The organism is Cognaticolwellia mytili (genome assembly GCF_002104475.1).
Taxonomy (GTDB): Bacteria; Pseudomonadota; Gammaproteobacteria; order Enterobacterales; family Alteromonadaceae; genus Cognaticolwellia; species Cognaticolwellia mytili.
The window spans coordinates 532,384-552,983 of sequence record NZ_NBOF01000003.1; the positions used below are offsets into that span (position 1 = coordinate 532,384).

18 protein-coding genes are annotated in these 20,600 nt (G+C 38.7%); 3 read left to right on the forward strand and 15 right to left on the reverse strand.

From position 1 onward, the window contains the following. Positions 1–44: 44 nt before the first annotated feature. Positions 45–833 carry an SDR family oxidoreductase gene (locus B7C41_RS11930; protein WP_085299140.1) on the reverse strand — a complete coding sequence of 263 codons (789 nt, stop codon included), beginning with the start codon at positions 831–833 and terminating at the stop codon, positions 45–47. Positions 834–1,407: 574 nt separating this feature from the next. On the opposite strand from B7C41_RS11930, the gene B7C41_RS11935 reads away from it, so the two are divergent. Then, positions 1,408–2,745 carry an amidohydrolase gene (locus tag B7C41_RS11935; protein ID WP_085299141.1) on the forward strand — a complete coding sequence of 446 codons (1,338 nt, stop codon included), beginning with the start codon at positions 1,408–1,410 and terminating at the stop codon, positions 2,743–2,745. Between the two features lie 65 nt (positions 2,746–2,810). Here B7C41_RS11935 and B7C41_RS11940 read toward each other — a convergent pair whose 3' ends face one another. From B7C41_RS11940 to tpx, 3 genes are all read right to left on the reverse strand, one after another. Then, positions 2,811–3,503 carry a substrate-binding periplasmic protein gene (locus B7C41_RS11940; protein WP_158089126.1) on the reverse strand — a complete coding sequence of 231 codons (693 nt, stop codon included), beginning with the start codon at positions 3,501–3,503 and terminating at the stop codon, positions 2,811–2,813. A 298-nt stretch (positions 3,504–3,801) separates the two neighbouring features. Beyond that, positions 3,802–4,269 carry an Hsp20 family protein gene (locus B7C41_RS11945; protein ID WP_085299143.1) on the reverse strand — a complete coding sequence of 156 codons (468 nt, stop codon included), beginning with the start codon at positions 4,267–4,269 and terminating at the stop codon, positions 3,802–3,804. A 335-nt stretch (positions 4,270–4,604) separates the two neighbouring features. Next, the gene (gene tpx, locus B7C41_RS11950; RefSeq protein WP_085299465.1) at positions 4,605–5,246 is read right to left on the reverse strand and encodes a thiol peroxidase; all 642 of its coding nucleotides are present in this window, start codon (positions 5,244–5,246) and stop codon (positions 4,605–4,607) included. A 206-nt stretch (positions 5,247–5,452) separates the two neighbouring features. Here tpx and B7C41_RS11955 point away from each other — a divergent pair, with 206 nt between their 5' ends. Together B7C41_RS11955 and B7C41_RS11960 are read left to right on the forward strand one after the other, a co-directional pair. Further along, positions 5,453–6,556, forward strand: coding sequence for a response regulator (locus tag B7C41_RS11955; protein ID WP_085299144.1), 1,104 nt, complete (start codon positions 5,453–5,455; stop codon positions 6,554–6,556). 2 nt (positions 6,557–6,558) lie between these two features. Beyond that, the gene (locus B7C41_RS11960; protein WP_085299145.1) at positions 6,559–7,518 is read left to right on the forward strand and encodes a GGDEF domain-containing protein; all 960 of its coding nucleotides are present in this window, start codon (positions 6,559–6,561) and stop codon (positions 7,516–7,518) included. Positions 7,519–7,647: 129 nt separating this feature from the next. Here B7C41_RS11960 and B7C41_RS11965 read toward each other — a convergent pair whose 3' ends face one another. The 11 genes from B7C41_RS11965 to miaB all read right to left on the reverse strand — a co-directional run bounded on the left by B7C41_RS11965 (position 7,648) and on the right by miaB (position 20,539). Beyond that, complete coding sequence (locus tag B7C41_RS11965) at positions 7,648–8,010, reverse strand: VanZ family protein (RefSeq protein WP_085299146.1); 363 nt, start codon at positions 8,008–8,010, stop codon at positions 7,648–7,650. Next, positions 8,011–9,675: an amidohydrolase gene (locus B7C41_RS11970; RefSeq protein WP_085299147.1), complete on the reverse strand. Its 1,665-nt coding sequence runs from the start codon at positions 9,673–9,675 to the stop codon at positions 8,011–8,013. Positions 9,676–9,820: 145 nt separating this feature from the next. After that, positions 9,821–11,035 (reverse strand): ABC transporter permease, encoded by a 1,215-nt coding sequence (locus tag B7C41_RS11975; RefSeq protein ID WP_085299148.1) that lies wholly within the window; start codon positions 11,033–11,035, stop codon positions 9,821–9,823. A 25-nt stretch (positions 11,036–11,060) separates the two neighbouring features. After that, positions 11,061–12,371: an ABC transporter permease gene (locus tag B7C41_RS11980; RefSeq protein WP_085299149.1), complete on the reverse strand. Its 1,311-nt coding sequence runs from the start codon at positions 12,369–12,371 to the stop codon at positions 11,061–11,063. A gap of 21 nt (positions 12,372–12,392) precedes the next feature. Then, positions 12,393–13,094, reverse strand: a complete 702-nt coding sequence (locus B7C41_RS11985; protein ID WP_085299150.1) for an ABC transporter ATP-binding protein — start codon at positions 13,092–13,094, stop codon at positions 12,393–12,395. A 98-nt stretch (positions 13,095–13,192) separates the two neighbouring features. Next, positions 13,193–14,470, reverse strand: a complete 1,278-nt coding sequence (locus tag B7C41_RS11990) for an efflux RND transporter periplasmic adaptor subunit (protein WP_085299151.1) — start codon at positions 14,468–14,470, stop codon at positions 13,193–13,195. 349 nt (positions 14,471–14,819) lie between these two features. Then, the gene (gene lnt, locus B7C41_RS11995) at positions 14,820–16,373 is read right to left on the reverse strand and encodes an apolipoprotein N-acyltransferase (RefSeq protein ID WP_085299152.1); all 1,554 of its coding nucleotides are present in this window, start codon (positions 16,371–16,373) and stop codon (positions 14,820–14,822) included. 6 nt (positions 16,374–16,379) lie between these two features. After that, positions 16,380–17,261, reverse strand: a complete 882-nt coding sequence (locus tag B7C41_RS12000) for an HlyC/CorC family transporter (RefSeq protein ID WP_085299153.1) — start codon at positions 17,259–17,261, stop codon at positions 16,380–16,382. A gap of 172 nt (positions 17,262–17,433) precedes the next feature. Continuing rightward, positions 17,434–17,919, reverse strand: coding sequence for an rRNA maturation RNase YbeY (gene ybeY / locus B7C41_RS12005; RefSeq protein WP_085299466.1), 486 nt, complete (start codon positions 17,917–17,919; stop codon positions 17,434–17,436). Continuing rightward, positions 17,909–19,009, reverse strand: coding sequence for a PhoH family protein (locus B7C41_RS12010; protein WP_085299154.1), 1,101 nt, complete (start codon positions 19,007–19,009; stop codon positions 17,909–17,911). The genes ybeY and B7C41_RS12010 overlap by 11 nt, the downstream gene beginning before the upstream one ends. Positions 19,010–19,081: 72 nt before the next feature. Next, a complete protein-coding gene (gene miaB / locus B7C41_RS12015) occupies positions 19,082–20,539 on the reverse strand; it encodes a tRNA (N6-isopentenyl adenosine(37)-C2)-methylthiotransferase MiaB (protein WP_085299155.1) in 1,458 nt (485 codons plus the stop codon). Positions 20,540–20,600: the final 61 nt, after the last annotated feature.

A 20,600-nucleotide genomic window follows, 5' to 3' on the forward strand; every position in this document is an offset into this window, starting at 1 on the left:
TCTTTAGCTCTGATAATTTTTTTAACGACATCAATATAATCTCTTTATAAACAGCTTGTACGACCGCCATCAACAGGTAAATTAATACCGGTAATATAGCCTGCTGCCGGTGACGCTAAAAACGCAGTAGCAGCAGCAAACTCTTCTGGCGCTGCAAAACGGCGCATTGGAATTTGAGCTTTTTCATTGATTGTTGCCTGTTCGATTGATATATCTTGCTTTTTGGCTTTGCCTGCAATGATGGCATCCAACCTGGCAGTTGCTGTTGCACCGGGTAATACATTGTTAACAGTGATGCCATGCGGGCCCAACTCGTTCGCTAAGGTCTTTGCCCAGCTTGCCACTGCACCACGTATCGTATTTGATACACCTAAACCAGGAATTGGCTGTTTAACTGACGTGGAAATAACATTAATGATCCTACCGAATTGATTTTTTTTCATTGCGGGTAAAAGTGCTTGTACTAAATGGTGATTAGTCACAAGGTGCAAATTAAAAGCATCGATGAAAGCCTTTACATTACTTGTACTAGCGAGGCCTGGAGTGGGACCTCCGGTGTTATTGATTAAAATATCATAACCACCATTTTTAGCAATATCAGCAATAATTACTTGGTTAACTTGCTCGGGGTTTGAGAAATCAGCAATGAGAGTTTGATGATTTTGTTCTTGAGCGGTGCAAAGTTCTTGTTGAACTGCTGTAAGTTTTTCTTGATTGCGTGAAAATAAAGTAACGCTAGCGCCTAAGTTGGCAAGTTCCAACGCGCATGCTCGACCAATACCTTGGCTACTTCCGCAGACCAAAGCGCGTTTAGAGGCTAAATTAATATCCATGATTGACCTTTTTTATTATCATTATTTGGTGCTTAAATTATTATCTAATTAACATTAAAACCGTGAGTTACTCGATAGCTTTGTTTTCACTTAATCAATGAATTTAAATTTTCTTTTTTGTTAGACTTTTTTAGCACATTAAAAACTTTAATGTCAGTAAAAGTTTGACAAAAATCGTATAAGTCTATTGATCCTGCCTCATGTTAAATTGCCGATGATAAATTAGTCTTAATATGTTGATAAAAAAATCTTACACCCGAGTTTCATAAATCAATAAATAAACAGGTAATATTTGATTTTGTATGTGTGCCGTACAGATAGGTGGTTCTGCACTCATTTTGATGGTTATTTAAGCGCCTGCTTAATGGTTTTTTATTCGACACTTATCCACTAAAAACCAAACAACTACTGATAGATAGATTACCAAGAGATGTCTTTAAAATTATACACTATATCGAAAATAGCAAGACATTAAAGAATAGCCTAGGTACAGTAACTTAGTAAAATAATAACTAATTAAGCCCTTATGTTTTGATTGTTCATCGTTTAGTTTGGGTCAAATGGAGTCATAAAAATGAATCGAAAACCTCTTTCAGCCTTGATCGCAACAACATTGGCCCTAGGCTTGTTATCTATGCCCAACGTTTTTGCTTTTGAAAATAAAACAGCAAGCTATATTGCTAAAGATTACCAACAGCATTTAGCACCGTTGTGGGATCATTTTCATCGAAATCCTGAACTTTCGTTAATGGAGATTAACACTGCAAAGCGTTTGGCAAAAGAACTGCGCATAGTTGGCTTTGAAGTAACAGAAAAGGTTGGCGGTACAGGCATTGTGGCGTTAATGAAAAATGGTGAAGGTCCCATGGTAATGGTGCGTGCCGATATGGATGGTTTGCCTGTTGTAGAGCAGTCAGGTTTAGCAAATGCTTCAAAAGTAAAAATGGAAGACTGGAATGGTAATACAGTCGGTGTGATGCATGCTTGTGGTCATGATGTTCATATTACGAGCTTAGTCGGAACCGCTCGTTATATGGCTGCCAATAAGGATAAATGGTCGGGTACTTTGATGTTAATAGGCCAGCCTGCAGAAGAGAAGGGCCCTGGAGCATCAGCAATGATGGCTGATAATTTATGGCAACGCTTTGGTAAGCCGGATTACGCTTTTGCTTTTCATGTTAGTGCAAACGCGGAAGCGGGGAGAGTTATTGTTGATGAAGGTTCGCCATATGCAGGTGCTGATACGGTTGATATAACCGTTCATGGCATTGGTGCTCATGGTGCATCGCCGCATCAAGGGAAGGATCCTATCGTGATCGGCGCGCAAATTGTCAATAATTTGCAAACAATTATTAGCCGTGAATTAGCGCCACGCGATGCTGGTGTTATCACGGTTGGTGCTTTTCATGCTGGCACTAAGCACAATATTATTTCTGAGGAAGCTAAGCTACAACTTACTGTACGCAGCTTAACACCTGAAGTACGCGACCAGCTTTTATCAGCTATTAAGCGCATTGCTATAGGTACAGCGCGTACTGCAGGAATGCCGGAAGACAAGCTACCAGAAGTGGTTGTTAGTGAGTTTTCTTTTCCGCCAACCTTTAACGATCAAAAGCTCGCTAAGCGCTTAAAAGGAGTGTTGAGTGAGGCAATGGGCAGTGATGCCCTGTTAGAGCCTTCAGAAACCGGCATGGGCGCGGAAGATTTTGGTTTCTTCACCAGTAAACCTTATATTCCAAGTGTTTATTTTAAGGTGGGGGGTACGCCAAAAGCTGACTTTGAACGTGCGGCTGCAGGCGGTGCACAAGTACCAAGTCATCACAGTCCACAATTTAAAATTACGCCTGAGCCAGCAATTAAGTCTGGTGTTGAAGCAACTGTTCACGCTTTATTGGATGTGATGAAAAAATAAATGGTTTTTATTTTAACGAGCACGAGAATTAACTTTTCGTGCTGTTTTATTCATTTGTTAAAATACTAATTCAGCTCAATTAAGCTAACCATTTGCCGTTGCCACTTTTTCCTGATGGCTGAATTGACGCCTTGACGCTCCATTTTATCCATTGCTTTTTTCAACGAATTCACAATGGTTTTATCGGTATTTAAACTGCAGGCAAAGCGAAAGTCTAGTGTGAGCTCTTCTAGCATAAATACAGCTTTATATTTTTGGGTTTCTGCTGAATTTTGTACCCTGTTTTTCAGAAGATCATCATTGAGAACAATTAAATCAATTTGACGGTTAGGTATTTCAAGTAATTTGAGTAAAGAGTCGTAATTGTTCATTACGTAGAGGTTTTTATTCTCGACAAAGCCTTTCGACATTAAAAAATGGTGTGTCACATCGTCTTTTATCACAGCAATTCTGTAATTTTTAGCTTGCTCTATATTTTTAATCGCAATAGCATTTTTACTTAACGCATAAAGTGAGATGCTACTGGTAGTGATATGTCCTACCCATTGAAATTTTTCTTTGCGTTCAGGAATATAGGCTAAAGAATATATACAAGTGTTTGCCACGTGTAATGCTCTATTGTATGAGTGTGACCAAGGATGTGCTTCTAGACTGTAATTGATTTGAGACTCATGCAATGCAGCGGTAATAATTTCAGTTGATAAACCATTGATAGATTCTTCAGTGACAATTTGAAAAGGGGCCAGATGCTCTGTCACAATGTTTATTTCCACAGCAAAAACTTTGCTATTAAATAACAATATTATAATTATGAGTTCGAATATAGCCTTGTATGCGAAATTCATTAGTTAGTGGTAAGTCCTTTTATTTTATTTTCATACATTAGCTCAGATGTATTAATACTATAATCGCAATTTTAATATTAGTGAATAGATAATATTTGGGAGGAAGGGAAACTGTTTTATAGAATATTGAAAAATTTTACATAAGACTCAAAAAAGCCCAATCAAAGGACTGGGCAAAAAACATAAGGGAGAAACTAGTTAGAAATAGAGGTTAACTTCCTACCTCTGAGTTGCTTTGTTGTAATAAACTTTTGCCGTTAATTGCAATTTTTCTTGGCTTTAACGCCTCTGGTATTTCTCTCTCTAAATCTATATGTAATAGACCGTGTTCCATAAAGGCGCCGATAACTTTTACGTGATCGCCTAGTTGAAATTTACGCTCAAAGTTACGCTCTGCTATACCTTGGTGTAAAAATTTACGTTCTGTTTTATCGACGTTACCGGCTTTAGTACCCGTAACTATTAAGGTATTTTGCTTTGATTCAATGTCTAATTCTTCTTCCGCAAAACCGGCTATTGCCATGGTTACTCGGTATCTATCTTCCGCCAATAATTCAACGTTGTACGGAGGGTAAGATGATTGTTTGTCTGCTCTTGAGGCTTTATCAATTAAACCAGCTAAGTGATCAAATCCGATAAATGAGCGGTAAAGTGGGCTAAAATCTGTAGATGTACGCATAATTCATATCCTAATTTAAGTTAAGCAATATGTTGTCTCATCAAATATATTTCTGATGCTAATACCAGCTTATGCTGCGAATTATTCATCTGAAATCTAATATTTTCAGAGTTTAATTGTGCCTTTCAATATTGAACAGGCTGTTGTTGTAGACCCTATCGGCGACTACAATTATAAAGATGGGATTGATGGCCTTATTTTCAAGAGTAAATTTAAATTAATTATATTTAAATTTTTATTTTTTAATCAATTAATTGATATTGCTAGCTTTTGTCTAAAAGAATAAAACTAACGTATCGGCCAGTTTTATTCTTTCAACTTTCAAATGCGCTATTTTAGAGAGAGGATTGTGCTTTGTTTACTGGTTTATTTACCTGGGCTAATGATTTTAGCTTAATTAATGCTGCATCATAATCAGGGTGTTGAGACAGCTTGGCGACTAACTCTTTATAAGAAACTTTTCCGTCGGCACTAATAATAAATATAGCGCGGGTCAATAAGCCCATATCTTTAATTAGCAAACCATATTTTTGGCCGAAATCTCGCCAAACGGCATCAGATAAAACTTTGATACTGTCGACCTTCTCTGTTTTACAAAAACGTTTTTGAGCGAACGGTAGATCATTGCTAATCGTTAGCATGACAACATCGTCTGGTAAATTAGCAACCTCTTCATTAAAACGCTTAGTTTGAATTGAGCAAACTCCGGTGTCTAAACTGGGTACCACCGAAATTAACACATGCTTATTTTTAAACTCGTCGAGCGTAATAGGTGAAAAAGATTCGTTAACCACTTTAAAATTTGGCGCGTCTTCGCCTAAATTAACCTGATTTCCAAGTAAGGTGACGTATTTCTTACCTGCCATCACTAAGTTAGTTGTTTCTGTTAGGCCCGTTGGTGCTATTTCTGCGGTAGCTGAAAATACTACGAATACACTAAGAGTGAAAATTAAAGGAAGTTTAAAAAATTTTATCATTTGATTATTTAACTTGTTTAACGAGGGTAAAATATTGATCAAGCTTACCTTTGTGTAATAAAAAATGCGAATAAAACATGTTTTATTTTCAAATGTTATCTATTGTTTATTATAATGTAATAAGTATTTTATTGAGCATATATTATTTTGCTAAATAGCTTCATTTAATTAATTTTTTAATATAGCAACCTAGGATTTTTTCCTCTATGTCTACACCTTTACTAATTTGTGATGATTCTAATATGGCGCGCAAGCAAGTCGCCCGTTCGCTTCCCGATGGATGGGATGTTGATATAACCTTTGCTAAAAATGGGGTTGAAGGAATAGCCGCGATAAAAGAAGGTAAAGGTGATGTGCTACTTCTCGACTTGAATATGCCTGAAATGGATGGCTATCAAGTATTAGAAACCATTCTAGAGCAGGACTTGCCAACATTGGTAATTGTTATTTCAGGTGATATTCAACCTGAAGCACATTCAAGGGTTAAAGGCCTTGGCGCTTTAGACTTCATTAAAAAACCAGTTGATAAGAAAAAACTAACAGAGATTTTGCAAGCTTATGGGGTGTTCACTAAAGAGCAGTTAAATGGTGGAGAACCTCCAGTTAAAGCTGAGTCTGCTGATGATATTATCACAACAATTGAACTTCCTCCTATTATTGAGAGCAAGCTATCGCAAGCGGATAGCTTTGAAAAACCGCCGGAGTCTACTATCGTACTTGATAGTGATATGCGTGATTGCTATCAAGAAATTGCTAATGTTGCGATGGGGCAGGCGGGGGATCTACTGGCACGTTTGCTTGATGTTTTTGTTCAGCTACCTATTCCTAATGTTAATTTAATAGAAGTTAGTGAATTAACTATGGCACTTTCTGATGTTGAGGAGAAAGAAAAAACTTCAGGTATATGTCAAGGGTTTATTGGCGCTGGTATTTCAGGTGAAGCTTTACTTATTTTAAATGATTCGAGTTTTAAGGATGTCGCGTCATTGATGCACTATCATCATGAGGCGGATAAAAATGTTGAGCTTGAGTTATTAATGGATATGGCTAATTTGCTCATTGGCGCTTGTTTAAGCGGCATTTCAAACCAACTTGATATGTCATTTAGTCAAGGACATCCAGTGGTTTTAGGGCAGCATAGAAAGATTTCAGAATTAATAGCAACAAATACGAATAAGTGGAAGAAAACACTAGCAATAGAAATTAGTTATAGTATCGAAAATTACCCGATAAAATGCGATTTACTGTTGCTCTTCACTGAAGAGTCGGTGACTACTCTTAATAATAAAATTGCTTACTTGTTGGATTAATTATGTCAGGACAAACAGAACAGTTAAATGAATTACATTGGTTGATGGAAATGCTTCATACCATTGATGTGGGCTTAGTGGTGCTTGACCGGGATTATCGTATTCAAATTTGGAATGGCTTTATGGAAAATCATAGTGGCTTACTGCCACGTGAAGCTAAAGGAAGGATCTTGTTTGATCTTTTTGATGAAATACCAGAAGACTGGTTTCGTCGTAAAGCTGAATCAGTATTTCTATTAAAGAATAAAGCTTTTACCATTTGGGAGCAGAGACCTTATGTGTTTAAGTTCAACAACTACCGGCCAATTACCGGAACAGCCGATTTTATGTACCAAAACACCACTTTTATTCCACTAAAATCAACGACGGGCGATATCTCACATTTGTGTTTGCTGGTATATGATGTCACTGACAATGCAACTCATAAACAGGAATTAGAAAGAGTAAATGCACATTTAGCTATTTTGAGTCAAACAGATGGGCTGACTCAGTTGTTGAATAGAAATTACTGGCAACAGTGCATTGAAGCAGAATTTAAACGCTATATACGTAGCAACCACTCAAGCAGTTTGGTTATGGTTGATATTGATCGCTTTAAGGTTGTTAATGATAGTTATGGCCACTTGGTGGGGGATGACGTTATACGGCATCTATCAAAGTTGATTCGTGAGCAGGTGCGAGAAACCGATATTTCAGGACGTTATGGCGGTGAAGAGTTCGTTATATTACTAGCAGATACGCATGTTGATGATGCGGTAGTGTTTGCTGAACGTTTGCGTAAAACTGTTGAAGAGTCGGTGGTTATTTATAATGATATAGAAATTAAATACACCATTAGTTTAGGTATTGCGGAGGTCGAACCATCATTTACTTCCGTATCACAATGGCTTGAATATGTTGATGGTGCTTTATATAAGTCAAAAGAGAGTGGTCGAAATAAAGTGACTATTCATCAACAGTAATATTAATTGATTGGATGTAAAAAAAGCCCATAAGGGCTTTTTTTTGGTTAAATAAAAAGTAGTTTTATTATTAATTTTGAACTGACATATAACTCAACAACTAACCTTTTGATTGAATAGTTTTAACTATTACGCCTTTTGCAGTGCAATATACCAATGAACAGCTTGTGCAATAACTATAGCTAAAATAACGCCTCCCATGTTGGCGAGCATATCTAGCCACTCGCCATAACGGTTTACGTAAGGCTGAATTAGTTCGATTAAACCACTCCAAACTATGAAGAAAATCGCCAATGCGAACCAATATTTAGGTTTCCTAATAGCCGCAGGGAACATTAACGCACAATAAGAAATAAAATGATGCGTTTTATCTGTACCTGGTACTTCGGGTAAATGTTCAGCCGGAAACAGTGAAGCTACCGTTATAAGCGTTAAAACTATTAAGGTAATGCTCTGCCAAAATCGGCTAATTAAGTTGATTAAAGTTGTCATTTAATTTTTTTGATAAACCAATTTGCCATTCACCCACGTTTTTTCGACCGCCATTTGCCAAATATCCTGCTCTGGCATTTCAAATAGGTTTTGCTCAAGTAAAACAAAATCTGCTTTTTTCCCTGTTGCTAGGCTGCCAATGATTTTTTCTTGATGGCCTGAATAAGCGGCATCAACAGTAAAGCTTCTAAATGCTTCAAGTGGAGTCATTTTTTCTTCAGCAAACCAGCCACCTTGCGGGCTATTGTTATGATCTTGTCGTGTTATTGAAGCATGTAGGCCGTAAAAAGGGTTTGGCGACTCAACAGGAAAATCTGAGCCAGCAGCAATTACAGCATTAGCATTAAGTAATTTTCTCCAAGCATAAGCGCCAAGTATTCTTTCTTTGCCTAACCTATCTTGCGCCATGTTTTTATCACTGGTTGCATGAGTTGCTTGCATGGACGCGATAATATCTAATTCTGCAAAGCGTGGAATGTCTGCTAAACGTAACACTTGTGCATGTTCAACACGGTGACGCAGTCGTTGGCTTTTACTCGCTTTAATTTGTTTCTCATAAGTATCTAGCACTAATTTATTGGCATTGTCGCCAATAGCGTGACTATTGACCTGAAAACCTTGCTGCATTGCTGTTTTGACTAAGTATTCAAATTCTTTAGGGGTATTCAGTAATAAGCCTTTATGGCCAGGGTGGTCAGAGTAATCTTCAATTAACGCCGCGCCTCTGCTACCTAAGGCGCCGTCAGCCTGTATTTTTACACTATTAAAAGTAAACATATCATCATTACTTTGGTATTGTCCTGCGGTCAACGTTTGTTGCCAATTATTCGAAGGCAAGTACAGCATGGCATTGATACGAATGCTCATTTCTCCTTCTTGGCTAAGTTCTTTAAAAGCAGTAATATTATTACTGTCGATTCCGGCATCATGAACGCTGGTTAGCCCGTAGCTTGCAAGTGAGTCCATTGCCTTTACTAATACTTGCTTTTGCTGCTTCATGGTTAGTGGTGCAATACCGTTATCGATAAGCGCCATAGCATTATCAATAAAAATACCGGTTGGTTCGCCATTTTCATCTTTAATAATATCACCACCTTCCGGTGATACTGTTGTTTTGGTGATACCCGCTAGTGCCATCGCTTTTGAGTTTGCCCAACCCGCATGACCGTCAACACGCTTAAGCCAAACGGGTTGATCAGGGAATACTTTATCTAGGCTTTTTGCACTTGGAAAGGCATTGCTTGGCCATTGTGTTTGATTCCAGCCACGGCCTTGTATCCATGTTAGCCCTGCATTTGCTTTGGCGTATGTTAAGGTTTTGTTGATCGCGTCTTGCTCTGATGAACTATTGACTAAGTCAGCACGTAATAAGCTTAATCCGTAACTTAATATGTGACCATGAGCGTCTATTAAACCTGGAATTAAGGTCTTTCCTTGGCCGTCGATGATTGTTAATTCTTTTGCGCTTGGCAGTGGTTCGGTTGCCAAATACAGTTTATCAATTTTATCATCAGTGAATTGAATTGCAGTAAATTGCGCTAACTTATCGCCTGCAATGGTATAACCTTGAACGTTTTTAATTAAGGTGGTTTTTGCAAACACTAGTGCTGGACTTAATGTTGCTAAAAGCAGTGCGGTTTTGACTGATAATACTAGGCTAGCCATTAGAATTCCTTTTAGTATTTCTTTTTATTATTGACAAATACTAGCATGAAAAATAATGAGTTTTTTATCTTTTTCATAAGTAAAAATGAAAGTTAAAAGGAAAAAAAGGGTCCGAAGACCCTAGTTAAAATGATGGGGGAAATTGTTAAATAGTTCTTGTTGCGGTTGCTGGTGCAATCATTGCTGCTTTTCTAGCAGGATAAAGTACGGCAAGCTGACCAACAATAAACAATGCAACAACACCAAAAGCAATTAATTCAAAGCTTATCGGTGATAAGTTAAAGGTACTGACTAACCACATATTAAGCCCGACAGCGCCAATGCAGCCGATAACATTTCCAATGGCTGAAATAATAAAATTCTCCATCATAAAGTAACTCATAATTTGCCTTTTAGTCGCACCAAGTGCACGTCGAGTACCTATTTGCTTAGTACGTCGATTGATACTAAATATAGCAAGACCGACAATACCAAAGCCAGTGATCAAGGTTAATGTGATAACGACGGTGGTCAAAATTTTATTGGTAGCGTTGTGTTGACGGTAGCTGCGTTTGCGCGTGTCTTCAACGGTGGTTACACGGCGAATAATCCGCTCTTTATCGCTTTCTGCTAAAGCTTTTTCAATAATCGGCATTAGTGCATCACGACGGCCTTCTTCTGTACGAATAAAGTAGTAGCTACCTTTAGATTCCCTGTGAAATGGCACTAACATGCTGCGTTCAACCCCATTCCAGCCATTCCATGGCGCTTGTAGGGCTTTGACGATACCAATAATTTGCATGGGTTGGGTTTGTGAAATATAAACCGTTTTACCTACTGCTGACTGCCAGTCATCAGGGTATAAGTTTTCTGCAAATGCTTTAGTGATAATAGTTTTTGCAGGCCAAGTTGACTGACCATCTTTACGTAACTCAATATCTTCTTGAGTAAAATTAATACCTGCAATAAGTTCTAGTCCCATACTGTTTATTGCGTGCTCATCAACCATATATATCGCCGAGCCAACCGCGTCTTTATCTTCACCTGGTTCATGCTGAAGCGCCATTGACCAACCACTACTACTCAGCGGAACAGCATTAATTTGTATTGCATCAATTACACCTGGTGTGTTGCGAATCATGTGTAAATCAGTTTGTAGGTGAGCTTGAATATTATAGTCTTGACCAAATACGGTATTGGTTAAATAAAAAGTATTGGCTTCGTCAAGGCCGCTATCTCGCTGCATTTGATGCTGACGATCTTGGATCATAAAAATGGCGTTGACCATAATGGTCATAGTCAATGCAATTTGTAGTGCAATAAGTAAGGCACCAATTTTATTACGCGCTAAAGCGCGGAGAATAAGTCCTGTTTCTAACATAATTATTTCCTACTTTAGTTGAACTTTATTGGCTTTTTAATTGCTGTGCAGGCTGAATATTACAAGCGCGCCACGTTGGGTATAAACCGGCTAAAATGGTTGATATTAGCGCAAGTCCAACGGCTAATACTGCCATGTTAGTATCTAAACTCGCTAAGCCCTGCATATAGTCACCATAAAGGCCTTCAACGCCTTTTAAACCTAAATAAGCCAGTAACAAGCCAAGTATTCCACCGAGAATGCCAATGCAGGCTGATTCAATAATATATTGACTAAACAAGGTTGCTTTACTTGCACCTAAAGCTTGTCGTAAACCAATTTCAGGCGCTTTACCAAGAAATTTTGCCAGTAATAGACCAACGGTATTTAGCAAACAAACAATTAAGAACATAAATGACATCGCCATCATCATTTGTGCGTCGTCAGCAACTACTTCTTGCACTTCCAACCATTCCATTACATTACTTAATCGGTTATCCACTGGACGTTGAAAACGACCAAACTGTTTTTGTTCTTCAACATAGGCATTGAGAAACTGTAAATAGTCTTCTTTTTCTTGTTCTGTTTTAAGTTCGACCCAAAATTGTGTCCAAATACACTCTGAAGCAAGGAAAGCTTTAAAGCCATCGCCGGTCGGTTTCCAACAATTGGTATTACCCGAACGTGATATTTTTTCATCTGCAATTAAATGAAAAGGTACAAAGATATCTTCTGATTCGTTAAAGGCGCCGGTTGTGATGTCGTAAAAGCGTGGTTTAGGCTGCCAAGTATCAACTACACCAACAACGCGAAACATATTGCCTTCAAGCTTAATGGATTTACCGACAGAGTCTTCACCACCAAAAAGTTTATCGTTAGTTTCTTTGCTTAGCACCACGACAAACTCTTTGCTTTCGTCACTTTGATTAGACCAACCACTACCGTATATAAACGGCACATTAAACATGGTGAAGAAATCTGCAGAATTTGCTCTACCGTTAACAATAAGCGGCAGCATTTCAGGATCTTCAGGTTCTATAACACCGAACGCTTGGGCTTGTACATTTTGGCGAAAAGCTTTTTGCGCGCGCATTAAGTTACTTGAGTCGGTAAACGTTAATTGGTCAGGTGGATTCAAGCCATCGTCGAATGGGTCATTAACATCCCAACTATCAAGTTGCACATAATATAATTGTTCACTTTTTTCAGGAATAGGGTTAGCAGACATTAGGTAGTTAACGGTAACTGTGGTCATTGCCGCGCCAATACCTAAACCAATAGCGCAAACCATTAGTAAACTTAAGCCCCAATGCCGTACTATGCTGATCCAAGCAAGTCGTAAATAATAGCTAAACATAAATGTATCCTTTTTCTGTTTTTAAGCAATCGCTTGGTTCATTTGCGGGCTGACAATTTCTAGTTCGCTTACGCGGCCATCTTTGACTTGAATAGTGCGCTTGGCACGTTGTGCTAATTCTGCGTCATGCGTGACCATAATAATGGTGGTACCTTGCTGGTTAATTTCTTCTAGTAAAGTTAAAACTCCTTTTGCCATTTCTGAGTCGAGATTCCCCGTTGGCTCATCGGCCAATAAAAACCTAGGGTCGGTAGCTAGTGCTCGTGCAATGGCAACACGTTGCTGCTGACCACCCGATAATTGACTTGGCAAGTGTTTCATTCTTGAAGCTAAACCAACGCGCTCAAGGTTCTCTTCAATACGGCGTTTTCTTTCTTTGGCATTAAAACCGCGGTAACGCAGTGGTACGTCAACATTATCGTAGAGGTTTAAGTCAGGAATTAAATTAAAGCCTTGAAAGATAAAACCAATTTTTTGATTACGCATCCGTGAACGACCGTTGTCATTAAGCGTGCCAACATCTTCACCATCAAGTAAAAACTCACCATCGGTATAAGTTTCAAGTAAGCCAGCAATATTTAAAAAGGTGGTTTTTCCTGAGCCTGACGGGCCGGTGACACTAACAAAGTCACCTTCATTTACTTGTAAGCAAAAATCGCGTAACGCGTGGGTTTGAATGTCAGCGGTTTGAAATATTTTATTGATGTTTTTCATTACTAGCATGTGAATTCCCTTGTATCTTATGAACAGTTAACTGTTTTATCGTTATGGCTTCAATGTGTGCATGAAGCGGCGTTAATTTGTGATTTATAAATGGCTGACTAATTGCTGAGTAATACTTGTTCAGCGGCATTGAAGGTATCGGTACCAGAGATAATAATTTGGTCGCCAGCGCTTAAGCCTTGTAATATTTCAACGTGACTTAAGCTGCGTGCACCTGTTGTGATGGCCGTTTTTTCAGCCAAGCCGTTGTTGACTTTGTAAGCAAACCGGCCTCCGCTGCTATCTAAGAATTGACCACGTTGAACTTGTAATACGTTTTCTTTGTACTCAAGAATGATTTGGGTGTTTAAGCGTTGGTTCTGGCGTAGTTTTTTGGGAATTTCTTTAGTGAAACGCACTCGCCCAGTAACCTGATTATTCAGTATTTCGGGGGAAATTGTTACTAGGCGAGCACGAAAGGGCTGTTGTTCAAATTGAATATTTACTTCCATACCTATGGCCAAGTCATCGGCGTAACTTTCAGGTATTTCAATTTCAACTTCAAACTGCGATAGGTCAACTATGGTTAAAATAGCTTGGTTTTTACTTAAAAACGTTTTGTTATCGGTACTTAGGTTGCCAACAATACCATTGACAGGAGATGCGATATTTAGCCCATCTACTTGGCGTTGTAACTCTTTTACTAATAAATTCTGGCGTCTAATGTCTAGTTGTAATGATTGGCTGTCAAAATCTAAACTTTCGATATTGAGCGCCGCGTCTTGTACTGCATGCTTATGTTGCAAGTTTGCTTGCTCTAATTCGTCTTGTGCTTTTTCAAAATCAATTTGGCTAATAGCGCTTTTTTTGAAGCCTAAATCAGCGCGGCGTTTTTCTCTTTTCGCGGTAACAAGTTTTACATTGGCTAAATCAACGGCTTTTTGATCGATCAATCTTTGCTTTTTCGCTTGAATTTTTTGACGGTCAAAAGTTGACTGTAAACCTTCCAAAGAAGCTTGTTGCTGAAAAAGTCGGCTGTTTAATTCTGGACTTTCAAGCTTTGCGATAACTTGCCCTTGCTCAACTTCATGACCGGCTTCAATCATTAACGTAATAGTGCCATCAGCAGGACTATAAACGGTTGGACTTACCGCCGCGACTACGCGTCCAAGTACTGAAATATCACGCGTGAAATCGCCTTGAGTAATTGTGGCAAGCCTGACACGTTCAAGTGAAACCGACTGTTGAGCTTTGCTCCAACGTGAAGCGGCAGGCGCAACTTGCCAAACAATACTGGCAACAACAATGGCGGATACGGTAATAATTGCCCAACGTTTTTTAGGTGATTTGTTTTTTACTATTTGGCTATCTTGTTCACTGGTATCTTTAATCGACATGACTTCCCCCGAATGTCAACGTCAGTGCGTTATCTTTAGCAAGACCATTTGCTAATAGGGCACCAACATAAACTTAAGTCGTGGCTAAAGTGAAAAAGGTTTAAAAATAATGCGATTAATTCTTATTACTTTATCGGTGATGAATACAGTGAAAAAGAATTCATCAGACTTTTAGGGCCTTACAGAGTATTTTTAGTGAAAAATAAAAGGTAAAAAAGTTTTAATGAATAACAAGTTAAAAGAATAGATAGATTGTCTAATGTGATAAAGCGCTGTCAATTAGCGCTTTATCTTCATTGATAGAAGTCATTAGGAGTAATTTGAAATGGTTAGGTGTATTTTGGAGTAGCTACGATTTAAACTTCCATCGACGCACGCCTGCCAACAATAACAAGAATAGTGGTATGGCGAAGTCGATCAGTCTGGTATTGCTCGCATATGGAGTAATACCTTTAACAAGTGATACTTCAGTACTAAGTACTGCTTCTTCAAACTGAGGGATTTGCTTTATTATTTCACCCTGATGATTAACAACGGCAGTGATGCCGTTATTCGTTGCGCGAAGAAATGGTCGACCAAACTCAAGCGCTCGCATGCGCACTATTTCTAAATGCTGATGCGGGCCATGAGAGTCGCCAAACCAAGCGTCGTTGCTGACGGTGAGTAAAAGGTCAGTTTGGTCAGAAAAGTTTGCGCTAAGCTGTTCTGCAAAGGCAACTTCAAAACAAATTAAGGGTAAAAGCTGGTAGCCATTGGCTATCAAATTATTCTGCACATAGTTGCCACGGCTAAATGCAGACATTGGCAAGTTAAAAAATGGCGCTATTGGCCTTAACCATTCGGCAAAAGGGACAAACTCTCCTATGGGTAAAAGATGATTTTTTGTATAGCGATTACTGTTGTTATATTGATAGCCACCAAACTGATCATCTTGGTGGTATTTGCCAATAACTACTAAATTATTGTAGTAATGTCTGTTATTTATATCGTAATCAATAATGCCAGAAATAATCGCACTATTATTGAGTAACGCTGAGCTTTGTGCAATTGCTAGAAAGTCTTGTGCTTGCGTACTGGGTTCAACGGCGGTAATGGCGGATTCAGGCCAAATAATAATATCAGCAGGATAATTTTTTCGTGTTAAATCTAAATATTTCAGCATGGTTGGCCAAGTTTGCTCTGGCGACCACTTTAGATCTTGTTCAATATTACCTTGAACAATGGCCGTTGTTACTGTTTTTCCTGTTGGCGTAACCCACGTTGCTTTATTCAAAACTAATGCTGATATCGCGATAGTGAAAATTAAGGCGCCATGTAAATAGCGATGCTTATTTTTGATGATATATACCAGTGAGATGCTTAGTAAAATAACTAGCGCACTAAGACCTTTTTCACCAATAATTGGGGCAAAAGCAGCTAACGGACCATCAATTTGGCTGTAACCTAAAGTTAGCCAAGGAAAACCAGTTAAAAATACTCCGCGTAAAAATTCAGCAAACAACCAAATGGGTAATAACATCCATAAATCGAGCTGCTTATTAGCTGAAAAACGAGCACTAAGATAACAAGCTAACGCTAAAAATAAGGCTAAATATAAGCAAAGCAGTACCATTAATAAAATTGAAATAGCCAGTGGCAAACCACCAAACTGATCAATACTGACATGCACCCAGCTAATACCGGCTGCAAACCAACCAAAGGCAAAAACAAAGCCTTGTTTTGCTGCAGATTTTGGTGATTTACCTTGCAGTGTATACAGCCATGTCGGTAATATAATAGCGATTAAAGCATAGTAAGAAAAGGGGGCATAGCAAAACACCAAACCTAGCCCTAGTAGTAAACTAAGGCCATTTTCTTTGCTGGTTAAGTTTTGTTTAATGCGTGAGGCAAATTTTTTTAACATGGAAGTTTAGTCAACGATTTTACCTGTAATTATATGTTCTTTCGGAATGGTGACTTGTAAGGTTTGAATGCGACGATTATCTGCAGACGTTACCTTAAATGCTAATTTGTTGATGGTAATTTGTTCCGTCTTCTTCGGCATGTGACCAAAATGTTGCAAGGCTATACCGCCAATAGTGTCGGCATCGTCTTCATTAAATTTAACGTTAAAATAACAGTTAAAGTCTGCTATCTCAGTTAACGCCTTAACTTGGTAGACTTGCCCTGCCAAATGTTTAATATCTTCTTCTATCGCATCATCAGTTTCATCTTCAATTTCACCCACAATAAGCTCTAGAATATCTTCAATGGTAACAACACCTGAAACACCGCCATATTCATCAACGACAATAGCCATATGATAACGCTGTTGACGGAATTCTTTTAGTAGTGGGTCAACTTTTTTGCTTTCAGGCACTATTATCGCTGGGCGGATAATTTTTCCTAAAGTAAATTCTTCTTCCGTTTGCTGAAAGCCATAAGCAAGTAAATCTTTTGCCAATAATATCCCTTCAATATGATCTATATCATCATTGATGACAGGGAATCGAGAGTGCCCCGACTCAATAATAATGGGTAGTGATTTATCAAAAAAATCGTCATTAATATCTAATGTCACCATCTGTGAGCGGGGGATCATAATGTCACGTACTCGCATATCTGATACTTCGAGTACGCCTTCTATCATTTGTTTGATTTCAGGGTTTATTAATTCGCGGTCTTCAGCATCGTTTAGTACGTCTACGAGCTCTTCTTTATTTCTCGGTTCTCCAGTAAATACTTGTACAATTTTGTCCAAGATAGATTTGCTTGAAGAACCGTTGCTAGAATGGGGTTGGTCGTCGCTCATAGAGCCTTGTTAAATCCTTGTGGTTTGCATTTATAATGCTAAAACAGTTGGTTAGTTTGTAACCGATTTTTAATTATTTCAAGTAATATATTGATATTTTATTACTCAGTTACAATTTAACTGAACTAACTCAATATTACAGCCTGTTAATAATCGCTATTCTACTTTCTTGTCATTCATTTAATTCATACGGTGCAGGGAGGCCCAATGTCGTAATAATTTTCGTTTCTAACGCTTCCATCTCATCAGCTTCATCATCGTCAATATGATCATAGCCTAATAAGTGTAGACAGCCATGAACAACCATATGAGCCCAATGAGCGCTCAGTGCTTTATTTTGCTCTATAGCTTCTTGCTCAACGACTGGCACACAAATAATTAAATCACCAAGTAAATCAAGTTCAATACCTTCAGGAACCTCGAATGGAAAAGACAGCACATTGGTTGGCTTATCCTTACCGCGATACTGAGCATTCAATTGCTGGCTTTCTTCACTGCTAACTAATCTAACAGTGAGCTCAAATGGCTTTTCGTACGGTGTTAATGCCGCTTCTACCCAGCGTTGAAAATCCTCCTGGCTTGGCAGATTTTGACTGTCCTTAGCTTTGTCATAAGCAATTTGTAAATCTAAGCAAATACTAGGACCGTTATTTTTCATTTGAACTTTCATCAGAGTTGCCACTCGAATTCTCACTAAAGCTATTCGCGGCGTTTGCCATTTCATTAGCTTTGCGTTGTTGTTTCTCTGCTTTCAAACGATTTTCTTTTTGTTCAAAGGCGTCGTAGGCATCAACAATACGAGCAACAACCGGGTGGCGTACAACATCTTTTGACTGGAAAAAGTTAAAACTAACGCCTGGAATATCGTCTAATACATCAATCGCATGGCGTAAGCCTGACTTTTGTCCGCGTGGTAAATCAACCTGAGTGATATCACCTGTTATAACCGCTCTGGAATTAAAACCAATACGAGTTAAAAACATTTTCATTTGTTCAACGGTGGTATTTTGGCTCTCATCAAGAATAATAAACGCATCATTCAAAGTTCTACCGCGCATGTATGCCAATGGGGCAACTTCAATAACATTACGTTCAATGAGCTTCTCAACTTTTTCAAAGCCTAACATTTCAAACAAGGCATCATAAAGAGGGCGTAGGTATGGGTCGACTTTTTGCGATAAATCACCGGGTAAGAAGCCAAGCTTTTCACCTGCTTCTACGGCTGGGCGAGTCAGTAAGATACGTCGAATTTCTTGACGTTCTAACGCTTCAACGGCGCAAGCGACGGCTAGGTATGTTTTACCTGTGCCTGCAACGCCAACACCAAAACTAATGTCGTTAGTTATGACGTTTTTTACATAATCTTGCTGATTTTCGTTGCGAGGTTTAATTACGCCGCGTTTAGTTTTTATGGTAAGTATGTCATCGAATTTAGCATCAAGTTTGTTAATATCAACCTCTAACGTGCCGGCATCAAGAATTGCTAAATGGACCATTTTGTCGCTAATGTCTTTTGATTTACCTTTAACAATTTCGGTTTCTAGGTATAGGTTTATTAAAAGCTTTTTAACTGCTTCACAGTTAATCACTTTCCCCATTACTTTAAATTCATGACTTCTATAGCTTATTTCAACACCCATTCGACGTTCAATAGTCTTTAGGTTGTCGTCCATAGCACCGCATAAATTAGCCAATCGATTATTATCAGTCGGAGAAAGCTCAAAATTAATACTGGTATTTTTACTCAAAAGTTATTCCTGATGCGTGTAACATTGATTGAAAACGGTAAACAAACTATATGTTTACCGTTGCTATCATCGTTAAGGGATATAGGTTGCAACACCTAATTCATCGGCAGGTCTTTCGCCCACAGAAACTTCACCTGGTTGGTGATGGCTGTTCGCTAATATATCAGCTGGAGAGTGTGCTATTCTTAAGCCCATCTCACTTTCCTGACGTACTAACTCTCCACGTAGTGAGTTGGCATAAACATCAGTGATTTTTACGTCAACAAATTGGCCAATTACCGTGTGTGGCGCAACAAAGTTTACGATACGATTGTTTTCTGTACGGCCTCGAAGCTCCATCGGATTCTTCTTCGATGGTCCTTCAACTAAAATACGTTGCTCGGTATTAAGCATTTGGCGCGCAATATGTAGTGCTTGTTGGCTAATACGGTCTTGCAATATTTGTAAACGCTGCTTTTTCACATCATCACTAATATCGTCAATCATATCGGCTGCTGGTGTACCTGGACGAGCGCTATAAATAAAGCTAAAGCTTAAATCAAAATCAACAGCTTTGATCAAGTTCATTGTCGCTTCAAAATCAGCATCAGTTTCACCTGGGAAACCAATAATAAAGTCAGACGACATACAAATATCAGGACGTGCTTTTTTCAGTTTGCGAATTTGCGATTTGTATTCTATCGCGGTATGGCCACGCTTCATTTGCGTTAAAATGCGATCAGAGCCACTTTGTACTGGCAAATGTAAATGACTTACTAGCTCAGGAACATCGGCATAAACATCAATGATGTCATCAGTAAATTCAATTGGGTGAGACGTGGTGTAACGAATACGGTCAATACCATCAATCGTGGCAATTAAACGCAATAATTCTGAGAAACGACAAATAGTACCGTCATGCGAGTCACCGCGGTAACCATTAACGTTTTGCCCTAATAGATTTACCTCGCGAACACCTTGTTCTGCTAATTGGGCAATTTCATATAATACATCATCAAGCGGGCGACTAACTTCTTCACCACGAGTGTATGGCACTACGCAGAAGGTACAATATTTACTACACCCTTCCATAATCGATACAAAGGCGGTTGCACCATCGGCTTTTGGCTCAGGTAAACTGTCAAATTTTTCAATTTCAGGAAAGCTAACATCAACGATGGAGTCTTTATTACCGGTGACTTGTTTGATCATTGCGGGTAAACGGTGCAATGTTTGTGGACCAAATACCATATCAACATAAGGTGCGCGTTTACGAATTGCATCACCTTCTTGTGAAGCAACACAGCCACCAACACCGATAATAAGATCAGGGTTGTCGTTTTTTAAATTTTTCCAACGACCTAATTGATGAAAGACCTTTTCTTGGGCTTTTTCACGAATCGAACAAGTATTTAGCAAGATCACATCTGCGTCTTCAGCCTCTTCAGCCAACTCAAACCCGTGGGTCGAGTCTAAAAGTTCAGCCATTTTCTGCGAGTCGTACTCGTTCATCTGACAGCCCCAAGTTTTGATGTATAACTTTTTGCTCATTTATTCGCGCCTAATCTTTGCTATGAAATTGATTCTAGTTTTTGCTAGAGAATTTAAGGGG